This is a genomic window from Nocardia sp. 2TAF39, from assembly GCF_052114905.1.
GTDB lineage: Bacteria > Actinomycetota > Actinomycetes > Mycobacteriales > Mycobacteriaceae > Nocardia.
On sequence record NZ_JBFRFQ010000016.1, the window covers coordinates 68059 to 87749 of the forward strand.

At 67.9% G+C, this 19691-nt stretch carries 16 protein-coding genes and 1 pseudogene; 9 read left to right on the plus strand and 8 right to left on the minus strand.

Going from position 1 to position 19691, the window contains the following annotated elements; all coding sequences use genetic code 11:
• Position 1: 1 nt before the first annotated feature.
• Entirely contained in the window at positions 2 to 1345 is a 1344-nt protein-coding gene (locus tag AB4Z47_RS13085; RefSeq protein ID WP_441950657.1) for a glycosyltransferase 87 family protein, read from the minus strand.
• 1090 nt (positions 1346 to 2435) lie between these two features.
• Here AB4Z47_RS13085 and AB4Z47_RS13090 point away from each other — a divergent pair.
• Positions 2436 to 2801: a DUF4345 family protein gene (locus AB4Z47_RS13090; protein WP_441950659.1), complete on the plus strand. Its 366-nt coding sequence runs from the start codon at positions 2436 to 2438 to the stop codon at positions 2799 to 2801.
• Between the two features lie 89 nt (positions 2802 to 2890).
• On the opposite strand, the gene AB4Z47_RS13095 is transcribed toward AB4Z47_RS13090, so the two are convergent.
• On the minus strand, positions 2891 to 4324 hold the full coding sequence (locus AB4Z47_RS13095; protein ID WP_441950660.1) for an amino acid permease: 1434 nt from the start codon (positions 4322 to 4324) through the stop codon (positions 2891 to 2893).
• 294 nt (positions 4325 to 4618) lie between these two features.
• Between AB4Z47_RS13095 and AB4Z47_RS13100 the strand changes: the two genes are divergently transcribed.
• Together AB4Z47_RS13100 and AB4Z47_RS13105 are read left to right on the plus strand one after the other, a co-directional pair.
• Positions 4619 to 5806, plus strand: a complete 1188-nt coding sequence (locus AB4Z47_RS13100; RefSeq protein WP_441950661.1) for a serine hydrolase domain-containing protein — start codon at positions 4619 to 4621, stop codon at positions 5804 to 5806.
• 67 nt (positions 5807 to 5873) lie between these two features.
• Positions 5874 to 6866 carry an LLM class flavin-dependent oxidoreductase gene (locus AB4Z47_RS13105; protein ID WP_441950663.1) on the plus strand — a complete coding sequence of 331 codons (993 nt, stop codon included), beginning with the start codon at positions 5874 to 5876 and terminating at the stop codon, positions 6864 to 6866.
• Between the two features lie 6 nt (positions 6867 to 6872).
• On the opposite strand, the gene AB4Z47_RS13110 is transcribed toward AB4Z47_RS13105, so the two are convergent.
• The gene (locus AB4Z47_RS13110) at positions 6873 to 7181 is read right to left on the minus strand and encodes a hypothetical protein (protein WP_441950664.1); all 309 of its coding nucleotides are present in this window, start codon (positions 7179 to 7181) and stop codon (positions 6873 to 6875) included.
• 115 nt (positions 7182 to 7296) lie between these two features.
• On the opposite strand from AB4Z47_RS13110, the gene AB4Z47_RS13115 reads away from it, so the two are divergent.
• Positions 7297 to 8067: a siderophore-interacting protein gene (locus AB4Z47_RS13115; protein ID WP_441950665.1), complete on the plus strand. Its 771-nt coding sequence runs from the start codon at positions 7297 to 7299 to the stop codon at positions 8065 to 8067.
• A gap of 72 nt (positions 8068 to 8139) precedes the next feature.
• Here the strand turns inward: AB4Z47_RS13115 and AB4Z47_RS13120 are convergent, their stop codons facing one another.
• The 5 genes and pseudogenes from AB4Z47_RS13120 to AB4Z47_RS13140 form a co-directional block, all read right to left on the minus strand.
• Positions 8140 to 8760 (minus strand): HD domain-containing protein, encoded by a 621-nt coding sequence (locus AB4Z47_RS13120; RefSeq protein ID WP_441950737.1) that lies wholly within the window; start codon positions 8758 to 8760, stop codon positions 8140 to 8142.
• Positions 8761 to 8863: 103 nt separating this feature from the next.
• Positions 8864 to 9806 (minus strand): annotated as a pseudogene (locus tag AB4Z47_RS13125) (GlxA family transcriptional regulator).
• A 251-nt stretch (positions 9807 to 10057) separates the two neighbouring features.
• A complete protein-coding gene (locus AB4Z47_RS13130) occupies positions 10058 to 11110 on the minus strand; it encodes an ABC transporter substrate-binding protein (RefSeq protein WP_441950667.1) in 1053 nt (350 codons plus the stop codon).
• 2 nt (positions 11111 to 11112) lie between these two features.
• Complete coding sequence (locus tag AB4Z47_RS13135; protein WP_441950669.1) at positions 11113 to 11997, minus strand: ABC transporter permease; 885 nt, start codon at positions 11995 to 11997, stop codon at positions 11113 to 11115.
• The gene (locus tag AB4Z47_RS13140) at positions 11987 to 12793 is read right to left on the minus strand and encodes an ABC transporter ATP-binding protein (protein WP_441950670.1); all 807 of its coding nucleotides are present in this window, start codon (positions 12791 to 12793) and stop codon (positions 11987 to 11989) included. The genes AB4Z47_RS13135 and AB4Z47_RS13140 overlap by 11 nt, the downstream gene beginning before the upstream one ends.
• A 274-nt stretch (positions 12794 to 13067) precedes the next feature.
• Here AB4Z47_RS13140 and AB4Z47_RS13145 point away from each other — a divergent pair, with 274 nt between their 5' ends.
• From AB4Z47_RS13145 to AB4Z47_RS13165, 5 genes are all read left to right on the plus strand, one after another.
• Entirely contained in the window at positions 13068 to 14756 is a 1689-nt protein-coding gene (locus tag AB4Z47_RS13145) for an ATP-binding protein (RefSeq protein ID WP_441950671.1), read from the plus strand.
• On the plus strand, positions 14738 to 15409 hold the full coding sequence (locus AB4Z47_RS13150) for a response regulator transcription factor (protein WP_441950672.1): 672 nt from the start codon (positions 14738 to 14740) through the stop codon (positions 15407 to 15409). Before AB4Z47_RS13145 ends, AB4Z47_RS13150 begins: the two co-directional genes overlap by 19 nt.
• A gap of 335 nt (positions 15410 to 15744) precedes the next feature.
• On the plus strand, positions 15745 to 16797 hold the full coding sequence (locus tag AB4Z47_RS13155; protein ID WP_441950674.1) for a Gfo/Idh/MocA family protein: 1053 nt from the start codon (positions 15745 to 15747) through the stop codon (positions 16795 to 16797).
• 85 nt (positions 16798 to 16882) lie between these two features.
• Positions 16883 to 17773: a bile acid:sodium symporter family protein gene (locus AB4Z47_RS13160; RefSeq protein WP_441950676.1), complete on the plus strand. Its 891-nt coding sequence runs from the start codon at positions 16883 to 16885 to the stop codon at positions 17771 to 17773.
• Positions 17774 to 17860: 87 nt separating this feature from the next.
• Positions 17861 to 19537, plus strand: a complete 1677-nt coding sequence (locus AB4Z47_RS13165; RefSeq protein WP_441950678.1) for a serine/threonine-protein kinase — start codon at positions 17861 to 17863, stop codon at positions 19535 to 19537.
• The last annotated feature ends 154 nt before the right edge of the window (positions 19538 to 19691 follow it).

The following is a 19691-nucleotide window of genomic DNA, read 5'->3' on the forward strand; positions in this document are numbered from 1 at the left end:
ATCAGTTTTCGGCAGCGCCGACGGACTCGCGTGCGGGCCGCATCGGTGAATCCGGCAGCGGGACCGGTCGCAACACTCCGCGTAGCACGACTCTGATCGGATGCATGCCCGGCCCAGAACGATCCTCGTCAGGGTCCGGCTCACTCCGCCGACCGAGGAGCGCCACTCCCGCACCTACCAGCACCGCCGCATAGGCGACGACGTAACCGTTCAGCAGAATCGGTGCGATCGGCCACCACGGCGGATACAGGAACAGTCCGACACTCACGTAGGTCTGGCTCCACTGATAGGTCCACGCACCGATCGAGACGTAGAGAGCAGCCGCGCCGATCCACCACCCTGGACGAGTCAGCGCCTTATGTATGACGTGGACCAGCAACGGGACGAACCACACCCAGTGATGCCCCCAGGAGAACGGCGAGATCGCACACGCGGTGAGGCCGGCGAGCACGATCGCGAGCAGCCGTTCGCCGCATGCGTGCAGCCGCGCCGTCACTACCAGACTGGTAGCGGCCACGGCCCCCGCCAGCGGCAGCCACAGCCACATCGGTGCGGGATGACCGGTCAGATGCGCGATGGCGCCCCGGAGGGATTGGTTGGCGGGGTGGGTGTCCAACGCGATGCGATCGGACTGGAGGAACGTCGAACTCCAGTACTGCCATGAGTCGGCAGGCAGGACCGCCCACGCGAGGCCGACCGACGCCACGAAGGTCGCCGACGCCGTAAGCGCCGCACGCCACTGTCGCAACGCAATGAAATGCGCGACGAAATACAGCGGAACAAGCTTGATACCCGCGGCGACGCCGACACCGAGACCGCGGAGCCCGCCGCGATCACCGCGCGCGCAGTCCCACAGCACCAGCAGCATGAGGACCAGGTTGATCTGCCCGTAGTACAGCGTGGTGCGGACCGGCTCCATGAACGCACAGGTGATCGCCAGCAGCACGCAGGCGAAGGTCGATCGCGCGTCTAGCCGGTATCCGAGAATTCGCCAGCTCAGCCGGATACAGCCGAACAAGACGACCAGGTTCACCGCCAGCCAGGTGTTGGTGACCCACCCCCACGGCAGCAGATCTATGGGGATGAAGGCGAGGGTGGAGAACGGCGTATAGGTGTAGAGCAACCCGTGCACGCTGGGTTCGGTGTAGAGCGGATGCCCGTGCAGGACCCGCCACGCCCCGTCGCGGTAGACGTGCACGTCGAGACCGCCGGCCAGAATGCCCGCCCTGTCGAGCCACGGATCGACCGTGGTGAAGACCAGAACCAGCGCGACAAGAGCGCTGCCCACCAGGACGAAAAGCGCTGGGCCCGTGCGCGGAACCTCCAGCGACCGCGAATTGCGCACCCAAGCCTCATCGTTGATCGAGCTGTGTCTTCGATATCACATCTGTTGCCGTGCAGCGGTTTTGCCGACGCTCAACCTACCCAACCACGTCAGGGCAAGCATGCCCCGAAGATTTGGGTCGTTTCGTCGGGTTTCGCCCGCTCCTCCCGTGGTTATTCCCGGCCGCTCGGATATCGAAACCCAGTGCGATCACGATGCACCGGGTGCCGACCGCCACGACAGGGCACATGACCGGTACCAGCATGTGCGACTAGCGCGTCATGGTCCGAATGCTGACGGCATGTCGTCCCGGATGGGGCCGAACGTCGGCCGGGAATCAGCAACGCGCTGGCGTTCTCGAATTGCGATGCCGCACAAGGAAAGGACACCGGGCAAATAGAACGTCGCGGCGCCAGGTCATCAGGACGGCGCACCGCAATACGGCCTTCCAGCTTCGACACAGCACCTTGCCGTCGAACTTTCCCTCGGTACACCGTCGATCCCATTTTCCAGTAGTTTCATTGGGATACGCACCGAATAGGTTGAGAAGCTGGACAAATCAGCACACCATCCGCTACCCCGTGAACTCATCGGATGAGTCCGCAGAAGTCCACATGGAATTCGCACATGGTCGGTGACCACGTTCGCTTCCATCGACGACGCACTGGAAATCGACGCGAAAATAATTCCATGTGGGAATAGCTGTGGTGCGGTGTCCAGGGTGGGGGCCAGATCTATCGCAGGTCCGCTGCTGGGCGGCGCTGGCCCTTCGCAGGCGGCATCGGACTGTTCGGACCGGTGGAGCGCCGCACGGACAACCCGATCCTTCCGCTGTGCGTGTTCACCCGCCGCGAGGAGTCTGGTTGCCGTGCTTGTCGGCGCCGTCCCGCTCGGATCGACCTTTTACGTCTGGATGTTCACGCAGGGCGTGCTCGGCACCGGTGCGCTGGTCGCGCCGGACCCACAGTGGCCGCGCTGACCCTCGGCCGGCTGCTGGACGCCTCCCAAGCCGGTGACACGGGCTCCGGACGATAGCGGGTTTACAGAAGCGGCGGGACCCGAGTACGACGCATGCTGAGCTCTTGACCGAATCGCGACTTGGAGGAAAACAGTGGCTCTGGCCGTTTGCGCGATCATCGGGGTGTTCTTTCTGGGGATGGGCAGCTATGCGCTGGCCGCGCCTGCCGCGCTGATCCGGCCGTTCGGCATCATGCTCACCGAACCGCGCGCACGCTACGAAGTACGCGCAGTCTATGGGGGCTTCGGCCTGGCGATGGCAGCCGTGCTCAGCGTGGCGGCGCTGGGCCCCGGATCGCTGCGCGCCGGGATCATGGTCGCTGTCGGCGCGGCGCTGGCAGGAATGGCACTGGGGCGGATACTGGCCGCGGCGCTCGATGAACGAACGGCCTTCTACCCCAATTGGTTCTACTGCGTTGTGGAGGCGATCGCGTCCACCGCGCTGTTTCTCACCGCGTAGCAGCGCGGGCGCCGAGCGCCCCGGCCGTAGGCTGGCGCAGTGGCTCGTCTGCTGGCGCCGAGAGAAGGCCGCCCACTTGAACCCTCTGGCTAGCTTTTCACGGAATCGGTTGCCGCGCTGGACTTTCCGAGCTTGTTCAGGGCCAAGTAACCGGCGGACACCAGCACCGCCCACACCACGCCGACCACGATCGCCGTGCGCCCGCTGTCGGTGAAGAACAGCAGCACGACCACCAGACCGAGGAAGGCCAACGCCAGCACGGTGGTGTAGGGCGCGGCGGGCAGCCGGTAGTCGCTCGCGGGGAGCTCACCGCGCGCGACCTTGACCCGATAGAGCAGGTGGCAGACCAGGATGACGCCCCAGACGAAGATGATGCCGATCGTCGACACCGAGGTGATGTAGGCGAACGCCTTGTCCGGGGAGATGATGTTGACGATCACGCCGATCACCATCGCAGCCGCCGACGCGGTGATCCCGGCGTAAGGCACCGCGTTCACGCTCAGCTTGTTCAGCAGGGCAGGCGCCTCGCCGTGCAGCGACAGGGTCCGCAGCATGCGGCCGGTCGAGTAGATCCCCGAGTTGCAGGACGACAACGCCGCGGTGAGCAGCACGAAGTTGATGATGCCCGCCGCGCCGGGAATGCCGATCTGCTCGAACACCTCCACGAAGGGACTCTTGCCCGCGTGGAAATTGCGCCAGCCGGACACCGACATGATCACCACGAGCGCGCCGATGTAGAACAGGCCGATGCGCATCGGCAGCGTATTGATCGCCTTGCGCAAGGTCTTACGTGGTTCCCGGGCCTCCCCGGCCGTGACGCCGACCAACTCGACACCGACATAGGCGAACAGCACGATCTGCAGCACCAGCAGCGACTGCCCGATGCCGTTGGGGAACACGCCGCCGTCGGCCCACAGGTTCGTGACGGTCGGGTCGGCGGCATGGCCGAAACCGAACAGCAGCACGCCGATGCCGAGCAGGATCATGCCGACGATCGCGGTGACCTTGATGGTGGAGAACCAGAACTCGCCCTCGCCGAACAGCCGCACCGAGATCAGGTTCGCCCCGAACATCACCGCGAGCACGACCAGCGCGGTGATCCATGGTTCGATGTCGAACCAGTACTGCACATATTTGCCCGCAACGGTGATCTCGGCCATGCAGGTGGCGACCCATACGGCCCAATACGACCAGCCGGTCACAAAGCCGGCGAAGCGGCCGAGGAATTCGTGCGCGTACTCGGCAAAGCTGCCCGAGACGGGGCGGTAGGTCAGCAGCTCTCCTAGCGCCCGCATGATCACGAAAATGGCGACGCCCGCGGCCAGATAGGCCAGGATCAGGCCGGGTCCGGCCTGCTCGATCGCGCCGCCCGCACCGTAGAACAGGCCGGTGCCGATCGCGCCACCGATGGCGATCATCTGGATGGTGCGCGGACTCAGCCCCCGCGCGTAGCCTTCCGAGTCACCGGCATCCGTTGGGCTCAGCGACCCCGTGTCCTCGAGTTGACGGTCGGAGGCTGTCATCGTGCGGTCCTTCCCCTCTTACAGCAGAGACGCCGGGATCGTCGTTCGGTGTGGTGACCACATGGCGTCGGATCAACGCCTGTTCGACATCGATCAGATCGCCACGCTACCGGCCCGCGCCGCCGAGTGCCCGCCGCACTGCCCGATGCTCCCGCCCGGACACCGGCCTCCGAAACCTTCCGGGCCAAGCGTCCACCATGCCATCATCGGTGTCGTCACTGATGGCGTCGGCGAGGATGGGCTACGGCGAATGATCGACAGACCGGCGCGAGCCATGCGAGTCGAGCTCCGCCCGTGACGGAACAGTCCACCCAGCGACCGCGACGACGCCACTACGCACTTCGCACGGCGATCGCCCTCGCTGCGGTTGTCGCCGTCTTGATCGGCGCGGCATTCGCGGCGACAACGGTGCTGCACATCCCGTCGCCGCCGACGCTGCTGCGGCTCATGGCGACTCCGCCTTCCACCCAGGGCGAACTGTTCACGAGCCGGACCGTGGCCGCCTCCCCTACCCCGCGCCCGCTGCCCGTCGGGACCGAGCAGCTGCCGGACACGGTTCCGTGGCGCGGTTCGCGGATTTCAGTCGCACAATTCCTCGACACCACGCACACCAACTCGTTCCTGGTTCTGCGCGGCGGCGCGCTGACCCACGAGTGGTACCGCGACGGCGTGGAGGCGACGACGCGCCAGCCCTCATGGTCGGTGGCGAAGTCGGTCGTGTCGCTGCTGACCGGCCGGGCCATCGACGCGGGGAAGCTGCACGAGGACGACCGGCTGGTGAATATCCTGCCCGAGCTGGCCACCGGGGGCGAATACGACACCGTCACCATCCGAGACCTGCTGGACATGACCTCGGGCGTCGACGTCTCGGAGAACTACAACAAGTACATGCCGCTCACCGGGACCGCCCGGATGTATCTCACCGAGGATCTGGCCGGCTTCGTCCACGCGCACCGCGGCCTGCGGTTCATCCCCGGGAGCGCGGGCGAGTATCGCAGCGTCGACACCCAGCTGCTCGGCATGGCGCTGGCGAAGGTCGAGGGGATACCGCTGGCCGAACTGTTGCAGCGCGACATCTGGGGTCCGATCGGCGCGCAGGACGACGCGCTGTGGAACCTCGACCGCGCGGGCGGACAGGAGAAGGCGTTCTGCTGCCTCAACGCCACCGCCCGCGACTTCGCCAAGATCGGCAGGCTGGTGCTGGACGGTGGACGGGCCGGCGACGCGCAGATCGTGCCGACGGCATGGCTCGAGCGCATCCGCATTCCGGCGCCGCATCAGGTCGGCAACTGGCGCTATGGGGCGCAGTGGTGGCACCCCACCGGCGGAAACGGCAAGGACATCTCGGCAGTCGGGGTGTATGGGCAGTACATCTACGTCGACCCGCCCAGCGGCACGGTCATCGTGAAACTCAGCGATCACGGGACCACCCAGGACGAGAAGGAGACCATCGACGTGTTCCGTGCGATCGCACGGCGCTGAGGCGTCGCGCGAAATACGCCGGGCTCGCCGAGCGTTGGGATTGGCGATCACACCTTGGAGGAGACCCATGACCGACGTCCCGCTGTCCGTACTGGATCTCGCGCCGGTGCAATCCGGCCGCACCGTCGGCGAGGGGCTCGACGTGACCACCGAGCTGGCGCGGCGTACCGAGGCGTTGGGGTATCACCGCTTCTGGGTTGCCGAACACCACAACATGCCGGGCATCGCCAGCTCGGCGCCGAGCGTGCTGCTCGCCCACCTGGCGGCCGCCACCTCGACCATCCGGGTGGGTTCCGGCGGAGTAATGCTGCCCAACCACGCGCCGCTGGTGGTCGCCGAACAGTTCGGCACCCTGCACGCGCTGCATCCCGGACGGGTCGACCTGGGCATCGGCCGGGCGCCCGGCACCGACCAGGCGACCGCCCGCGCCCTGCGCCGGACCGAGGACGGACTGTCGGCGGAGTCGTTCCCCCAGGAACTGGCGGCGTTACTCGGCTACTTCCGCGGCTCCGATTCCGGTGGCATCACCGCGACGCCGGGCCGCGGCGAGGAGCCGGAGGTCTGGCTGCTCGGCTCCAGCGGCTACAGCGCCCAGGTCGCCGCGGTGCTCGGCCTGCCGTTCGCCTTCGCCCACCACATCAGCCCGGCCAACACCGAGTCGGCGCTGGCGCTCTACCGCGCCTATTTCCGGCCGTCGGCACAGCTGGAGCGCCCGCACGCGATGGTCGCGGTGGCAGCGATCTGCGCCGACACCGACGAGCGCGCCGAAACCCTCGCCGTGCCCCGCGACCTCGCCTTCCTGAACCTGGTGACCGGCAGGCCGCAGGCGCTGGCGAGCCCCGAGCAGGCGGCCGCGTTCCAGCCTTCCGAGCACGAGCGCGCGTTCATCGAGCAGCGCAGAGCCGGACAATTGCTCGGCTCGCCGGAGACCGTGCGAGCTCAGCTCGATGACCTGCTGCGGCGCACCGAGGCCGACGAGCTGATGATCAACACGCTGGTCTACGACATCGACGACCGCGTCCGGTCGTTCGAATTGATCAAGGAGAAGGTCGCGGCCTGACCCGCCTCAGCGCAGTCGGAAGCCGTGGTTGGTCAGCGACTCGCGCAGCCGGTACCTCCCGTTCACGTTGGCCGCCGAGGCAAGCCTGGTCAGCGCGCGCTCGGTCCAGGAATGCGAGGAGGTCGGCGCGGACTGCGTCCCGGAGATCAGCAGCCGGAGCGTGGCGTCGGGCACCGGTTCGGCCAGATAGCGGAGCACCGAGCGATGCTCGTGCAGCACCTGCAAGACCGGGTTCCACTGGGCGGGTTCGACCGGTTCGGGGTCGCGGTAGCGCTGCTGCACGGCGCGCGTCGGGGTCGGCACGGTCTGCGTCATGGTCGTCATCCTCACCGCCGCCCGGCTCGCCGTCACCAGTTGTCGGCAACCTGAGTCGAAACGCAGGTAGCCTGAGTAAGGCAATCCTAATAATAAGAACTGTCGGAGGTTCCCTATGGCACGACCCCGCACCACCCTCACGGTGCAACGCACCGAATGGCTGACTCCGCACCTGATCCGCGTCCACCTCGGCGGCCCCGGTTTCGCAACGTTCCAGCCCGGCGAGTTCACAGACTCCTATGTGAAGTTCATCTTCCCGCATGACGGGGGCGAGGTGGTGCGCACCTACACCGTCCGCTCGGTGGACCAGGCCGCCGGAGAGATCGCCGCGGATTTCGTCTTCCACGGCGCGGAGGGGATCGCGGGACCGTGGGCGGCCTCGGTACAGCCGGGCGAAACGATCGACCTCTATGGCCCCGGTGGGGCCTACTCCCCACGCTCGGACGCCGACTGGCATCTGTTAGCCGGTGACGAGGCGGCGCTGCCCGCCCTCGCGACCGCGCTGGAGACGATGGACGCCGACGCGACCGGGCTCGCGTTCGTCGAGGTCGCGGGCCCTGACGACGAGCTGCCGCTGACGAAGCCGGACGGCGTCGAACTCACCTGGCTGCACCGTGGCAGCCGCCCGCCGGGCGAACTGCTCGCGGAGACCGTCCGCCAGGCGCCGTGGGCGCCGGGGCAGGTCCAGGTCTTCATCCACGGCGAGGCGCAGACCGTCATGCACGATCTGCGCCGCTACGTGCGCAGGGAACGCGGTGTGCCCGCCGAATGGGCCGCATCGATTTCCGGCTACTGGCGCGTCGGTCGCACCGAGGAGGGCTTCCGGCAGTGGAAGGCCGAACTCAACACGACGGAGTCCGCGGCGGCCGCCTCGGCCAACACCTGAGCCACGCGACGCGGGACAGCCGTGAAGGCCGTACACACACCGAAGGCGTTGCCGCCCAGCGTTATTCACCGGTCAATCGCGCCATCCGCTCGACGCCAAGATGGCGTCCCAGGTGAGCGAGGGCAGCTCGGGGTGGCGTTGGCGCAGGATCTCACCGGCCAGGCTCCCGGGTGGCGCCTTGCGCCGATCGGCCAGCGCCTGAGCTTCGATGACGTCGGCTAGGGCACGGCTGCCACCGAGTCGCGGATAGGCGGCGTGCACCAGATCGGCGTATCCGGGCGGCAGGTCGGTCGGTGTGCCTCCGACATCGATGCCGATACCGTCCACGGCGATCCAGGTTTCCGGCGGTCGGCGCCTGCGGTATACCGGAGAGTCGGTGGCACCCGACGTGTGGGCGGCGATCGCGTCCCAGATCGTGTCTACTCTCTCGTCTGTGACACCGTTGTCCTCGAGGAACCGTGCGGCGAAGTCAGCGCCGTCGAACTCGAATCTCTGGCCGCCGCCCGCGATATCGGCCAGGCCGATGTCGTGCAGTGCGCAGATGAGATACATGGTCTCCTCGTCGTAGTCGGCGCCGGGCCGCATGCCGTGTTGTTCGGCGACGGCTCGTCCGAAGAGGAAGCCGCGCACGCTGTGATGTCGCAGATGCGATGGGAGGTTCGCTTCGATCAACGCGGTTGCCTTGCCCGTCAATCCGGTAAGCGGAAGTGCGAGCGATAGCTGCCGCGCGGGTTTTTCCGACGCAGCACGGCGTGACAGCGACATAGTCGACTCCTGTGTTGTGGTTCATGCGACGTCAGCGCGCTGGCGTGCGGAATCGCCGGCGATAGTCGCTCGGCGTCGTGCCAAGCAATTCGACGAATGTGCGGCGCATCGTCTCCTCGGAGCCGAACCCGCTGTGGCGGGCGACGGCCGCCATCGGCTCGTCGCCGGATTCGAGCAGCGCCTGCGCGGCCGAGCCGCACCTGTTTGACGTACTGGCCCGGCGTCATGCCGATCTCCTGCCGAAACAGCCTGCTCAGGTGGCGCTCGCTGAGCGCGGCGCGGGCGGCCATCGCGGCAAGGCTGTGATCCGCGGACAGGTTCGCGACCACCGCGTCGACCACGCAGCGCAGCCCGTCGGTGCGCGGTGTCGCGATGCTCGTGCGCACGCTGAACTGCGACTGCCCGCCGGGCCGGTGCAGGAACACGACAAGGTGCTTGGCCAGCGTGCGGGCGAGCTCGGCGCCGTGCTCCTCCTGCACGAGCGCCAGCGCCATGTCGATGCCCGCGGTGACGCCCGCGGAGGTGATGATCGGCCCATCCCGCAGGTAGATGGCATCGGCGTCGACTCGAACGCGCGGAAACCGCTGTGCCAGTTCGGCACATGCCAGCCAGTGTGTGGTGGCACGCCGTCCGTCGAGCAGACCCGCTTCGGCAAGCACGAACGCGCCGGTGCACACCGACGCCACCCGGCGGGCCGCGCCGCCGACCGTCCGCACCGCGTCCACGAGCGCGGCCGAAACGCGGTCCTGTGGCGAATATCCCGGCACCACCAATGTTCCGACCGATCCACCCAGGCCGCCGAGCGTGCCGTCGACGCCGAGCGGCACCCCCACGTCGGTGCGCACCGGTGCACCGTCCGGCGAGGCGAATCGGATCCGGTGCCCGGCCCAGTGCAGCACCTGGACGGGTCCGGCGACGTCGAGCATCAGCACACCGTCCGATACCGCCACCACGACGTCATCGCTTGTCTCCATGAACCCAGTCTCGAGCCCACGTGGGATGTCGGCAAGGACGCATAACCCACAGATCCGGACAGGTCGAATGCCGGCTCGACCCTCGGGCGGCGGATCAGGGTGGGCATATCGGGCAGCGCGGAGTCGGCAAGCGTTCGACGGCGCGCCGATCGCGCCGCGGCCCGGGTACCGGCTCCGACCGCGGCGAGCCGCCTGAGGGCCGCAGTGGCCCTCAGCCGGCTCGCCGGATAGGGATAGCCGAGACGACGAGGCTACTGCTGCGGCGCGCGCAACGCGTCCTCCACGAACTTCATGGTGTAGGTCTCGGACAGGTCGATGCGATCGCGCACGGGTCGCACATTCTTCGAGTATTTCCCGAGAATGTCCAGAACATTTTGCGCGCCTTCGGGTTTCATCAACCCATCGCCGTTGAACATCCCGATCGAGTCCCGGATCGACTGGACGTAGAGGTCCTTGCCCGCGCTGGCGTACTGCGACGGCATCTTCGCCGCGATCTCCTCCGGCGTGTGCGCCTTGATCCACTGCAATGTCTGCACGAACGCCGCGGCGAGCTTGCGCACGATGTCCGGATGGGCATCGATCGTCGCGCAGCTCATGTACAGCGAGGACGCCGGATACAGCCCGCCGAGCGCCGCCCTGGTGCCCTCTTCGGTGCGCATGTCGACCAGGATTCGCGCCTCGCCGGAGTTCACCATCTGCGCGACGGTCGGGTCGGTGGTCATGCCCGCGTCGATGCCGTCGTGGTTCATGCCCGCGATGAAGGTCTGTCCCGCACCGACTTTCACGCGCGTGTAGTCGGCGGTGGACATGCCCTCCTGGCCGGTGAGCGCCTGGGTGAGGAAGTCGGTCGACGAACCGAGCGAGGTCACACCCAGCTTCCTGCCGCGCAGATCGGCCGGCGAGGTGATGGACGCCGCGTCCGCCGCCGACACCAATTCGACCTCGCCTGGTACGTCGGACAGCTGCACCACCGAGCGGATGCACTGGTCCTTGGCCTGCAGATCGATGGTGTGGTCGTAGAACCCGACCACACCCTGCACGTCGCCGGTGAGCAGCGCGGTTTCGGCGGTGGCGCCGGACTGCTCGCCGAGCAGCTTCACGTCGACGTCGTTGCGTTCGAAGAAGCCGAGCTGCTGGGTGAGCATGGCGGGCAGGTAGATCACCTTCTCCAACCCGCCGACCATGATGGTGATCTGCGGTCGGCCGTCGGACATCGGAATGCTGCGGGAGTCCCGGCATCCCGTGGTCAGCAGCAGTGCCGCGACCGCCACGACGACGAACGCCAGATGCTTGCGGTAGCTCATGGTCAGATCCCGTGGTTCGAGGTCGCCTGCGACGGACGCCACTTCAGCAGCCGGTTCTCCGCGATGCCGATCGCCCACTCGGCGATCAGCGCGATCACCGTGATGATGATCATGCCCGCATAGATCCCCGCCGAGTCGAAGGTGCCCTGGGCGTTGCTGATCAGCAGGCCGAGCCCTTTGCTGGCACCCGCGTATTCGCCAACGACCGCGCCGATCAGGGCGAAGCCGAAGGCGGTGTGCAGGCTGGACAGAATCCAAGTGGTAGCACTCGGCAACACAATGGACATCAACACCTGCCTGCGGCTCGCGCCGAGAATGCGGGCGTTGTTTATGACATTGCCGTCCACCTCGCGCGCCCCGGTGAACGCGTTGAAGAACACCGCGAAGAACACCAGAACCACGACGGTCGCGACCTTCGAGCTCAACCCGAGACCGAACCAGATGATGAACAGCGACGCGAGCACGATGCGCGGAACGGCATTGAGCGCCTTGATGAACGGTGCAAGCACGTCGGCCCAGTACCTGCTGCGGCCGAGCAGCACACCGAGCACGACGCCCGCCACCGTGCCGATCGCGAAGCCGAGCACCGCCTCCTGCACGGTGGTGTAGATCTGCAGCCAGATCGAGCCGAACTGGGTTCCCTCGGTGAACCATTCGACCAGACGTGCCCAGATCAGCGAGGGCTTGGAGTAGAAGAAGGGATCGATCCACACCGACGCGGTGAGCTCCCACGCCCCGAGCCACAGCGCCACGAGCACGGCGCGCAGGCCCCAGGTCCGAACGCGGGCACGCCGGGCACTGGTCCGCACCCTGGCGAGGATCTGCTCCTCGGTCTCGTTCTCCACCACTGGCGTGGCGGCGTTCTTATCCAGCACGTCATGCGACACGGGAGGCTCCCTTCGCTCGAGCCGCCTCGACCTGATCGCGCAGCGTTTCCCAGATTTCCTTGTAGATATCGCGGAACTCGGTGGTCATCCGCACGTCCTCGACGCTGCGCGGCCGCTCCAGCCCCACGGCGAAGTCGCCGCAGACGGTGGCCGGGCTCGCGGTCATGACAACCACCCGGTCGGCGAGCACGATCGCCTCCTCCAAGTCGTGGGTGACGAAGATGACGGCAGCACCGGTGCCCGCCCAGACCCGCAGGAGCTCGTCCTGCATGAGCTGGCGGGTCTGCACGTCCAGCGCGCTGAACGGCTCGTCCATCAGCAGGATTTCCGGCCCGTTGACCAGCGTCTGCGCCAACGCGACGCGCTTGCGCATGCCGCCGGACAGCTGGTGCGGGTAGTAGCCCTCGAACCCGGCCAAGCCCACCTTGCGCACCCACGCCGACGCCTTCGCCCGCGCCTCGGATTTCGATGCGCCACGCAGACGCGGGCCGAGCGCGACGTTGTCCAGCACGCTCTTCCACGGCAGCACCGCATCCTGCTGGAACATGTAGCCGATGCCGTCGGGGATGCCGCGCACGTCCTTGCCATGCACCAGCGTCTGTCCTGCCGAGGCCGGTTCCAGGCCGGACACCAGGGAGAGCGTGGTGGACTTGCCGCACCCGGTCGGGCCGACGACGGCGACGAATTCGCCGGGGCGTACCGCCAGGTTCAGGTTCCGCACGGCGGTGTGGATGCCGCCGGCGGTGCCGGGGAAGCGCTTCGTCGCGCTCCGCAGCTCGATGAGTGGTTCGGTCATTACTTCCTACTTCTGCGAGATCGAGATACGGCGAACGTACGTGTCTCGGGTCACACTCCGGAGCTTGTGCGCACAACCGCCACAAACACGGGATTCGCAGGTTTTGCGCATTCTGCTCACGCTGCGTTGAGTGGCCTGACGGGCTTCGTCCGCCCTCAGGCTGCGCCGGGTCGAGCGAAGGCGAGACAGCCGCCCAACAGGCGCAGCCGGACGGAGTCCGCCCTCAGACTGCGCCGGGTCGAGCGAAGGCGAGACAGCCGCCTATGCTGCGCCCATGGCCACTGAGCGCGTACGGGCCGTGCGGTTGCGAACCCAGGTTCTGCTTTTGCAGATCGTGGTCGTCGCGCTGACGCTCGGTGTCGCGTTCGCGGTGTTCGGCTATCTCACCGATCAGCGGCTGCGCGACGCCTACGGGCAGCGCGCGCTGGCCATCGCCCGCACCGTCGCGGCGGACCCGGTGGTGCGCGGTGAGGTGAGCAGGTACGCGCCTGGCGTGGTTACCGCCGACCCGGACCTGCGCAGAGAGCTCGCCGCGGGTCCGCTGGAGCGGATCGCGATCGACGCGACGCAGCGGAACGCGGCGCTGTTCGTGGTGATCACCGACGATGCGGGCATCCGCCTCGCTCATCCGGACCAGACCCGACTCACCGAGCACGTCAGCACCGACCCGTCCGAGGCCCTCGCGGGCCGGGAGGTGATAGACGAGGAACGAGGCACGCTCGGCGATTCTGTGCGGGCCAAAGTTCCTGTGCTGGAACCTGATTCGGAGCGTATCGTGGGCGCGGTGAGTGTCGGCATCGCTACCGACGCGGTGCACGAGCAGCTGCTGGACGATCTGCGCACCGCGGGCATGCTGGTCGGTGCCGCGCTACTGGTCGGCATTGCCGGTTCGATCCTGCTCGCCCGGCGCTGGCGCGGGCTGACGCTCGGGCTCGAGCCGGGCGAACTCGCCGAACTCGTGCGTGGCCAAGCCGCGGTGCTGCACGGCATCGGCCGCGGGGTGCTCGCCGTGGACTCGTCCTGGCGTACGACGTTCGTCAACGACGAGGCACGCAGGCTGCTCGGTATCGGACCGGACATCGGGCGACCGGTGGACGAGGTCGGCTTGACCCCTCGCGTCTTGGAAGTGTTTCGCGGACTGGACGAACAACCCGCCTCGGCGACGGTCGGTTCGCATATCGTCGTCGTCTCCGCGCGGCGGGTCAGCCGCGACGGGCGCGATCTCGGCGCGGTGCTCACCGTGCGCGACCGCACCGACGTCGAGTCGCTGACCAGGCAACTCGACGCCGTCCAGTCGATGAGCACGGTGCTGCGCGCGCAGCGGCACGAGTTCTCCAACAAGATGCATCTGATCAGCGGCCTGCTGCACAGCGGACGCGTCGAGGAGGCGTCGAGATCGATCGACGAGCTGATCGGCGCGGGACCACTGGGCGCCGCGACACCGGGTATCGACGCCATTCACGACGCCTACCTTCAGGCGTTCCTGGCCGCCAAGGCCGCGCACGCCAGGGAGAGCGGCGTCGAACTCGTGCTCGGTCCGAACACCTGGGTGGAGGGCAGCCTCGCCGATCCGGTGGACGTGACGACGGTCCTGGGCAACCTACTCGACAACGCGATAGAGGCGGTCCGCGCCTCCGGCCGCCCGGTTCCGCAGGTGGAAGTCGAATTGGTACAGGAGGATTCGACATTGCACATCACCGTCGCGGACAGCGGTGACGGTGTCTTGCCCGAGCTGGTCGATTCGCTTTTCACCGAGGGGACCTCGACCAGGGAGGACCACGGCGTCCCCGGTGGACGCGGGGTCGGCCTGGCCCTGATCCGCCAGATCGCGCGTGCCCACGGCGGCGATGTGCGTCTGTCCAGCGCTGGTGGCGGCGAACCACCGCTCACCGGCGCCGAATTCATCGCGCGCATGCCCGGAGTGCTCGTCGACAGCGAGGTGCCATGGCCGCAGCAGATCTGAATGTTCTCGTCGTCGACGATGACTTCCGGGTGGCGAATCTGCATGCCGGAATCGTCGACTCCATCGCGGGTTTCACCATCGCGGGCACCGCCAACAGCCTCGCCACCGCGCGGGAACTCGTCGCGACAGAGCCGGTCGATCTCGCGCTGGTCGACGTCTACCTCCCCGACGGTTCCGGCATCGACTTCGTTCGCGAGATCTTGTGCGACGCCATGATTCTCACCGCGTCCACCGAAAGCGACACCGTGCGGGCGGCCATCGCGGCGGGCGCACTGGCCTACCTCGTGAAGCCGTTCCCACATACCGAGCTGGCCGCCCGGCTGGCCGCGTACGCCCGCTACCGCCGCATCCTTGCCATACCGCAGGTCGACAACGCCCGGGTGTCCGCCGCGCTCCATGCCCTGCGGCCCGCGGCCGCCGCCAGCACCCCGGCCGCGGTCGGCTCACCCACCAAAGACCTTGTCCTGCAATCTATTGTCGATGCGGGCGTACCGTTGTCCGCGGGCGAGGTGGCCACCGCGATCGGCATCTCGCGCGCCACCGCGCAGCGCTATCTGGCCACCCTCGTCACCAGCGGCGCCGTGCGCATGGGCCTGCGCTACGGCAGCACCGGACGCCCCGAACAGGAATACTCCGCGGCGCCCCGGCGGTGAGTCACCGTTCACGAGCGATCGGCGACCCGACGGGAACCGCCGCACCCGCGGTTCGTACGGGGTGCGCGCCGCGCTGATCAGGCCGCTGAGCAGCCGATACCAGCCCACGATGGTGACCGGTTCGACGATCTGGTCGCTCCGATAGCGCACGGTCCGATAGCGCACGGCGAGTTCCGGCCACAGGTCATCGGGAAGGCCCCCTTCGGTCAGCCGACAGGTTCGATCGCGCTCCGAGCAGTCGGCGGTCTGTGCCGTCGAACCGGCGTTGCGGGGGACGAAGACGCAGGCCATTTCCCCCTGGTGGGCGGCGAGCCCGCACGCGGTAGCGTCAGGGTATGCGCAGTCTAGAGGTCGCCGTTGTCGGGTATGGCTTGGCCGGGTCGGTCTTCCATGCTCCGTTCATCGCCGCCGAGCCCCGGATGCGGGTGGCCGCGGTGGTTACGTCGTCGGCGGAGCGCGCGGAACAGGCGCGGCGCGAACACCCGGATGTGCGCGTGGTGCCGCACGCCGACGATCTGTTCACCGAACCAGCGGGGCTCGATCTCGTCGTGGTTGCCACGCCCAACCGCTCGCACGCGCCGCTGGCCGCGCAGGCGCTCGACGCGGGACTGCCGGTGGTGGTCGACAAGCCGTTCGCGGTCTCGGTGGCCGACGCCGAGGCCCTGGTCGCGCAGGCCGAGCGGTCCGGCCTAGCGCTGTCGGTCTTCCAGAATCGGCGCTGGGATGGTGACTTCCAGACCGTGCGCGAGCTCATCGAGACCGGAAAGCTCGGCCGGGTACGACGTTTCGAGTCGCGGTTCGAACGCTGGCGGCCGGTGTCGAAGGGCGGCTGGCGGGAGACCGGCTCCGACGAAGACGGCGCGGGCATCCTCCTCGACCTCGGCAGTCATCTGGTCGACCAGGCCGTGACGCTGTTCGGCCCGGTGCACTCGGTGTACTGCGAGCTGGACCGGCGGCGCGAGGGCATGCACAGCGACGACGATGCCTTCGTCGCGCTCACCCATACTTCCGGCGTCCGCTCGCACCTGTGGATGAGTGCCGTGGCGCCCCAACTCGGCCCGCGTTTCCGGGTGCTCGGCTCCGAGTCCGGGTACGTCAGCTATGGACTCGACCCGCAGGAGGAGGCGCTGCGGTCCGGCCGCCGCCCCGGCGACGGCGCGCCATGGGGCACAGTCGAGCCTGAGCACTGGGGGCTGCTGGGCGCCGAACCGGACACCGTGCCGACACCGACCGCCCCGGGCGACTACCTCGCGTTCTACTCCGCGATGGCCGCAGCGCTTCTCGACGGCGCGCCCGTTCCGGTCGACCCGCGCGACGCCGTCACCACGCTGCGTCTGCTGACCAAGGCGCGGGAATCGGCGGACATGGGCGTGACCGTGACCGTCTGATCTGGCCACCTCCACTGCGACTCGATAACGTCGACACCTGGTGTCGACCGCATCGCGTCGACCACTCGGCGGAGAGGAGATCCGAATGGGTTCAACGATTTTCGCGGTACTTCTACCGCTCGCCCTCGCCTTGGTGATGTTCGGGCTCGGATTGATCCTGACACTGGACGATTTCGCGCGGGTGCTGCGGTTTCCGAAGGCCGCGGTGATCGCGCTGGTGTGTCAGATGGTCGTGTTGCCTGCGATCTGCCTCGGCTTGATCTACCTGTTCGGCCTGGACGGCGCGCTGGCCGTCGGCATGATGCTGCTCGCCGCGTCGCCGGGCGGACCATCGGCCAACCTGTTCAGCCACATCGCCGGCGGCAACGTGGCGCTGAACATCACACTCACCGCGATCAATTCGGTGCTCGCGGTGTTCAGCATGCCGCTGGTCGTCGCCCTGTCCTACACGTTGTTCCTGGACGGCGAGGGATCACTCGGGCTGCGACCGGACAAGTTCGCCCAGGTCTTCGCCATCGTGCTGGTGCCGGTCGCGATCGGGATGTGGGTGCACCGGCGGTTCACGTCGTGGTCGGAGCGGATGCGCGGCACCGTGAAGATCCTGTCCATCGTGGTGCTCGCACTGGTGGTCGCCGCCGCGGTGGGCAAGAACTTCGACACGCTCACCGAGAACATCGGCACGCTGGCCTCGATCTGTCTGCTGTTCGCGGTCGGGAGTCTGACCATCGGCTACTTCGTACCCCGGTTGCTCGAGGTGGACGCCGACCAGGCGATCGCCGCGGCGATGGAGATCGGCGTCCACAACGGGGCGATCGCGATCGCCGTCGCCGCATCGGTGCTCGGCAACGACACCATGGCGGTGCCGGGCGCGGTGTACGGCGTGCTGATGAACATCCCCGCGGCCATCGCGGCATATCTGCTGGCCAGGCGGGCGCGCAGGGGCCTGTCCACACCGGTGCCGAGCGTGGCGGGTTAGCGGCGACCACGGACGATTCGGACACGAACCGGCCCGATGAGTAGCCTTTCGGATGTTCGACGCCATTCGAAGGGAGCCAGCTGCGCGATGCAACCGCTCGGTGCGGACGATCCGACGCGGATCGGGGACTACCGGCTGCTCGGCGTGCTCGGCGCAGGCGGCATGGGCCGGGTGTACCTGGGACGGAACGCGGGCGGGCGTACGGTCGCGGTCAAGGTCATCCGTCCGGACATGATCGACGCCGAATTCCGCGAGCGCTTCCGGCGCGAGGTCACCGCGGCGCGCCGGGTCGGCGGGCGGTTCACCGCGCCGGTGCTCGACGCCGACATGAACGCCGATCCGCCGTGGCTCGCTACGGGTTACGTGGCCGGGTTCTCGCTGGCCGACGCGGTCGACAAATGCGGGCCGTTCACCGAGAACTCGATACTCGTGCTGGCGCACGGGCTGGTCGAGGCACTGATGGCGGTGCATGGGGCAGGCGTCGTGCACCGCGACCTCAAACCGTCGAATGTTCTCCTCGCCCTCGATGGTCCCAAGGTGATCGATTTCGGCATCGCCCGCGCTGTCGATGACAGCGCGCTCACCACCACCGGAAAGGTCATCGGCTCACCGGGATTCATGTGTCCGGAGCAGGTGACCGGCGATCCGGTGGGCCCGCCGGCAGATATCTTCGCGCTTGGCGGGGTGTTGGTGTTCGCGGCTACCGGCCACGGGCCGTTCGGCGTCGGCGAGACCGTCCAGCTGCTCTGGCGGGTGGTGTACGAGGAGCCACAGCTCGACGACGTACCGGAACGGCTGCGGCCGCTGGTGGCAGCCTGCCTGACCAAAGATGTCGCGGCACGCCCGACCTTGGACCGGCTGCTCGCCGAGCTGACCGCACTAGGCATTCCCGATCGCGGTGGCTGGCTTCCGGCCCCCGCGCTGGAGGAGGTCAGCAGGCGCGCGGTAGAGCTGCTCGACCTGGACTCCGGCCCGGTCGACCGGTTGGAGTCCCCGACACCCGGGCCGCCGGCCCCCGCACGAACCGCCGATACCGTGGTCCGCTCGACGCCACCAACGCACCAGCAGTATCCGCAGGGTGGCGACGCCGGACGGTCGGCGCCGACGCAGGGATGGCAGCCCGGGCCGCCGCCCGGGTTCGCTCACCAGCACGGCGGACAGCAGACTTATCAGCCCCCGCGACAAGTTTCGGTTCCATTCGGATCGTCTGCCGTACCGGCGTCCACACCACGCCGCCCCGCCCGCGTCGTGTTGATCGCGGGGGCGCTCGTAGTCGGCATCGCGGTCGCGGCTGCCGCGTTCGTGGTCGGTGCCCAGCTGCGGAACAAGGACTCGAACGGCTCCAACGCGGCGACCGATGGCCGCTCCCCGTCGGCCGTAACGGATGCTACGGGCACACGGACGGTCAGCGGCTCTCCCTCCTCGAAGGTGCCGAAAGCGTTTGTCGGCGAATGGAAAGGGGTTGCCAGCGACAGATTTGCGTCGTTCGACATCGTGCTGAGCATCCGGGACGGCAAAGTCGGCGACGAAGTCGCGTCGTCGTCGAACACCGGCAAGGTGTCCGGTAACCGCTGCGAACGCGCCGAAACCCTGACCAGTGCCACCAAGACCGAGATCGCCTTGGCCGCACGGCTTTCCGGCGGCGCCGCCGACTGCTTGGACAACGGGTCCGCCTCGACCGTCAAGCTGCTGCCGGACGGTTCGGTGTCCTACAGCACCTCCGGCCCCATCGGCAACATCGAAGGCGTGCTGCGCAAGGGCTAAGCCCGAGGCCCCCACCCCGACGTATCTCGCGCAGGCGGGTACCACCCGCGGCGCTCCGGCGCGAATAAGAACTCGAGCCGGGGCCGCATGGACGCTGGATGCCGGGCTGGTCTCCCCTCATCGAACGTGCCGCCGCTGCACATGGGCATCGACA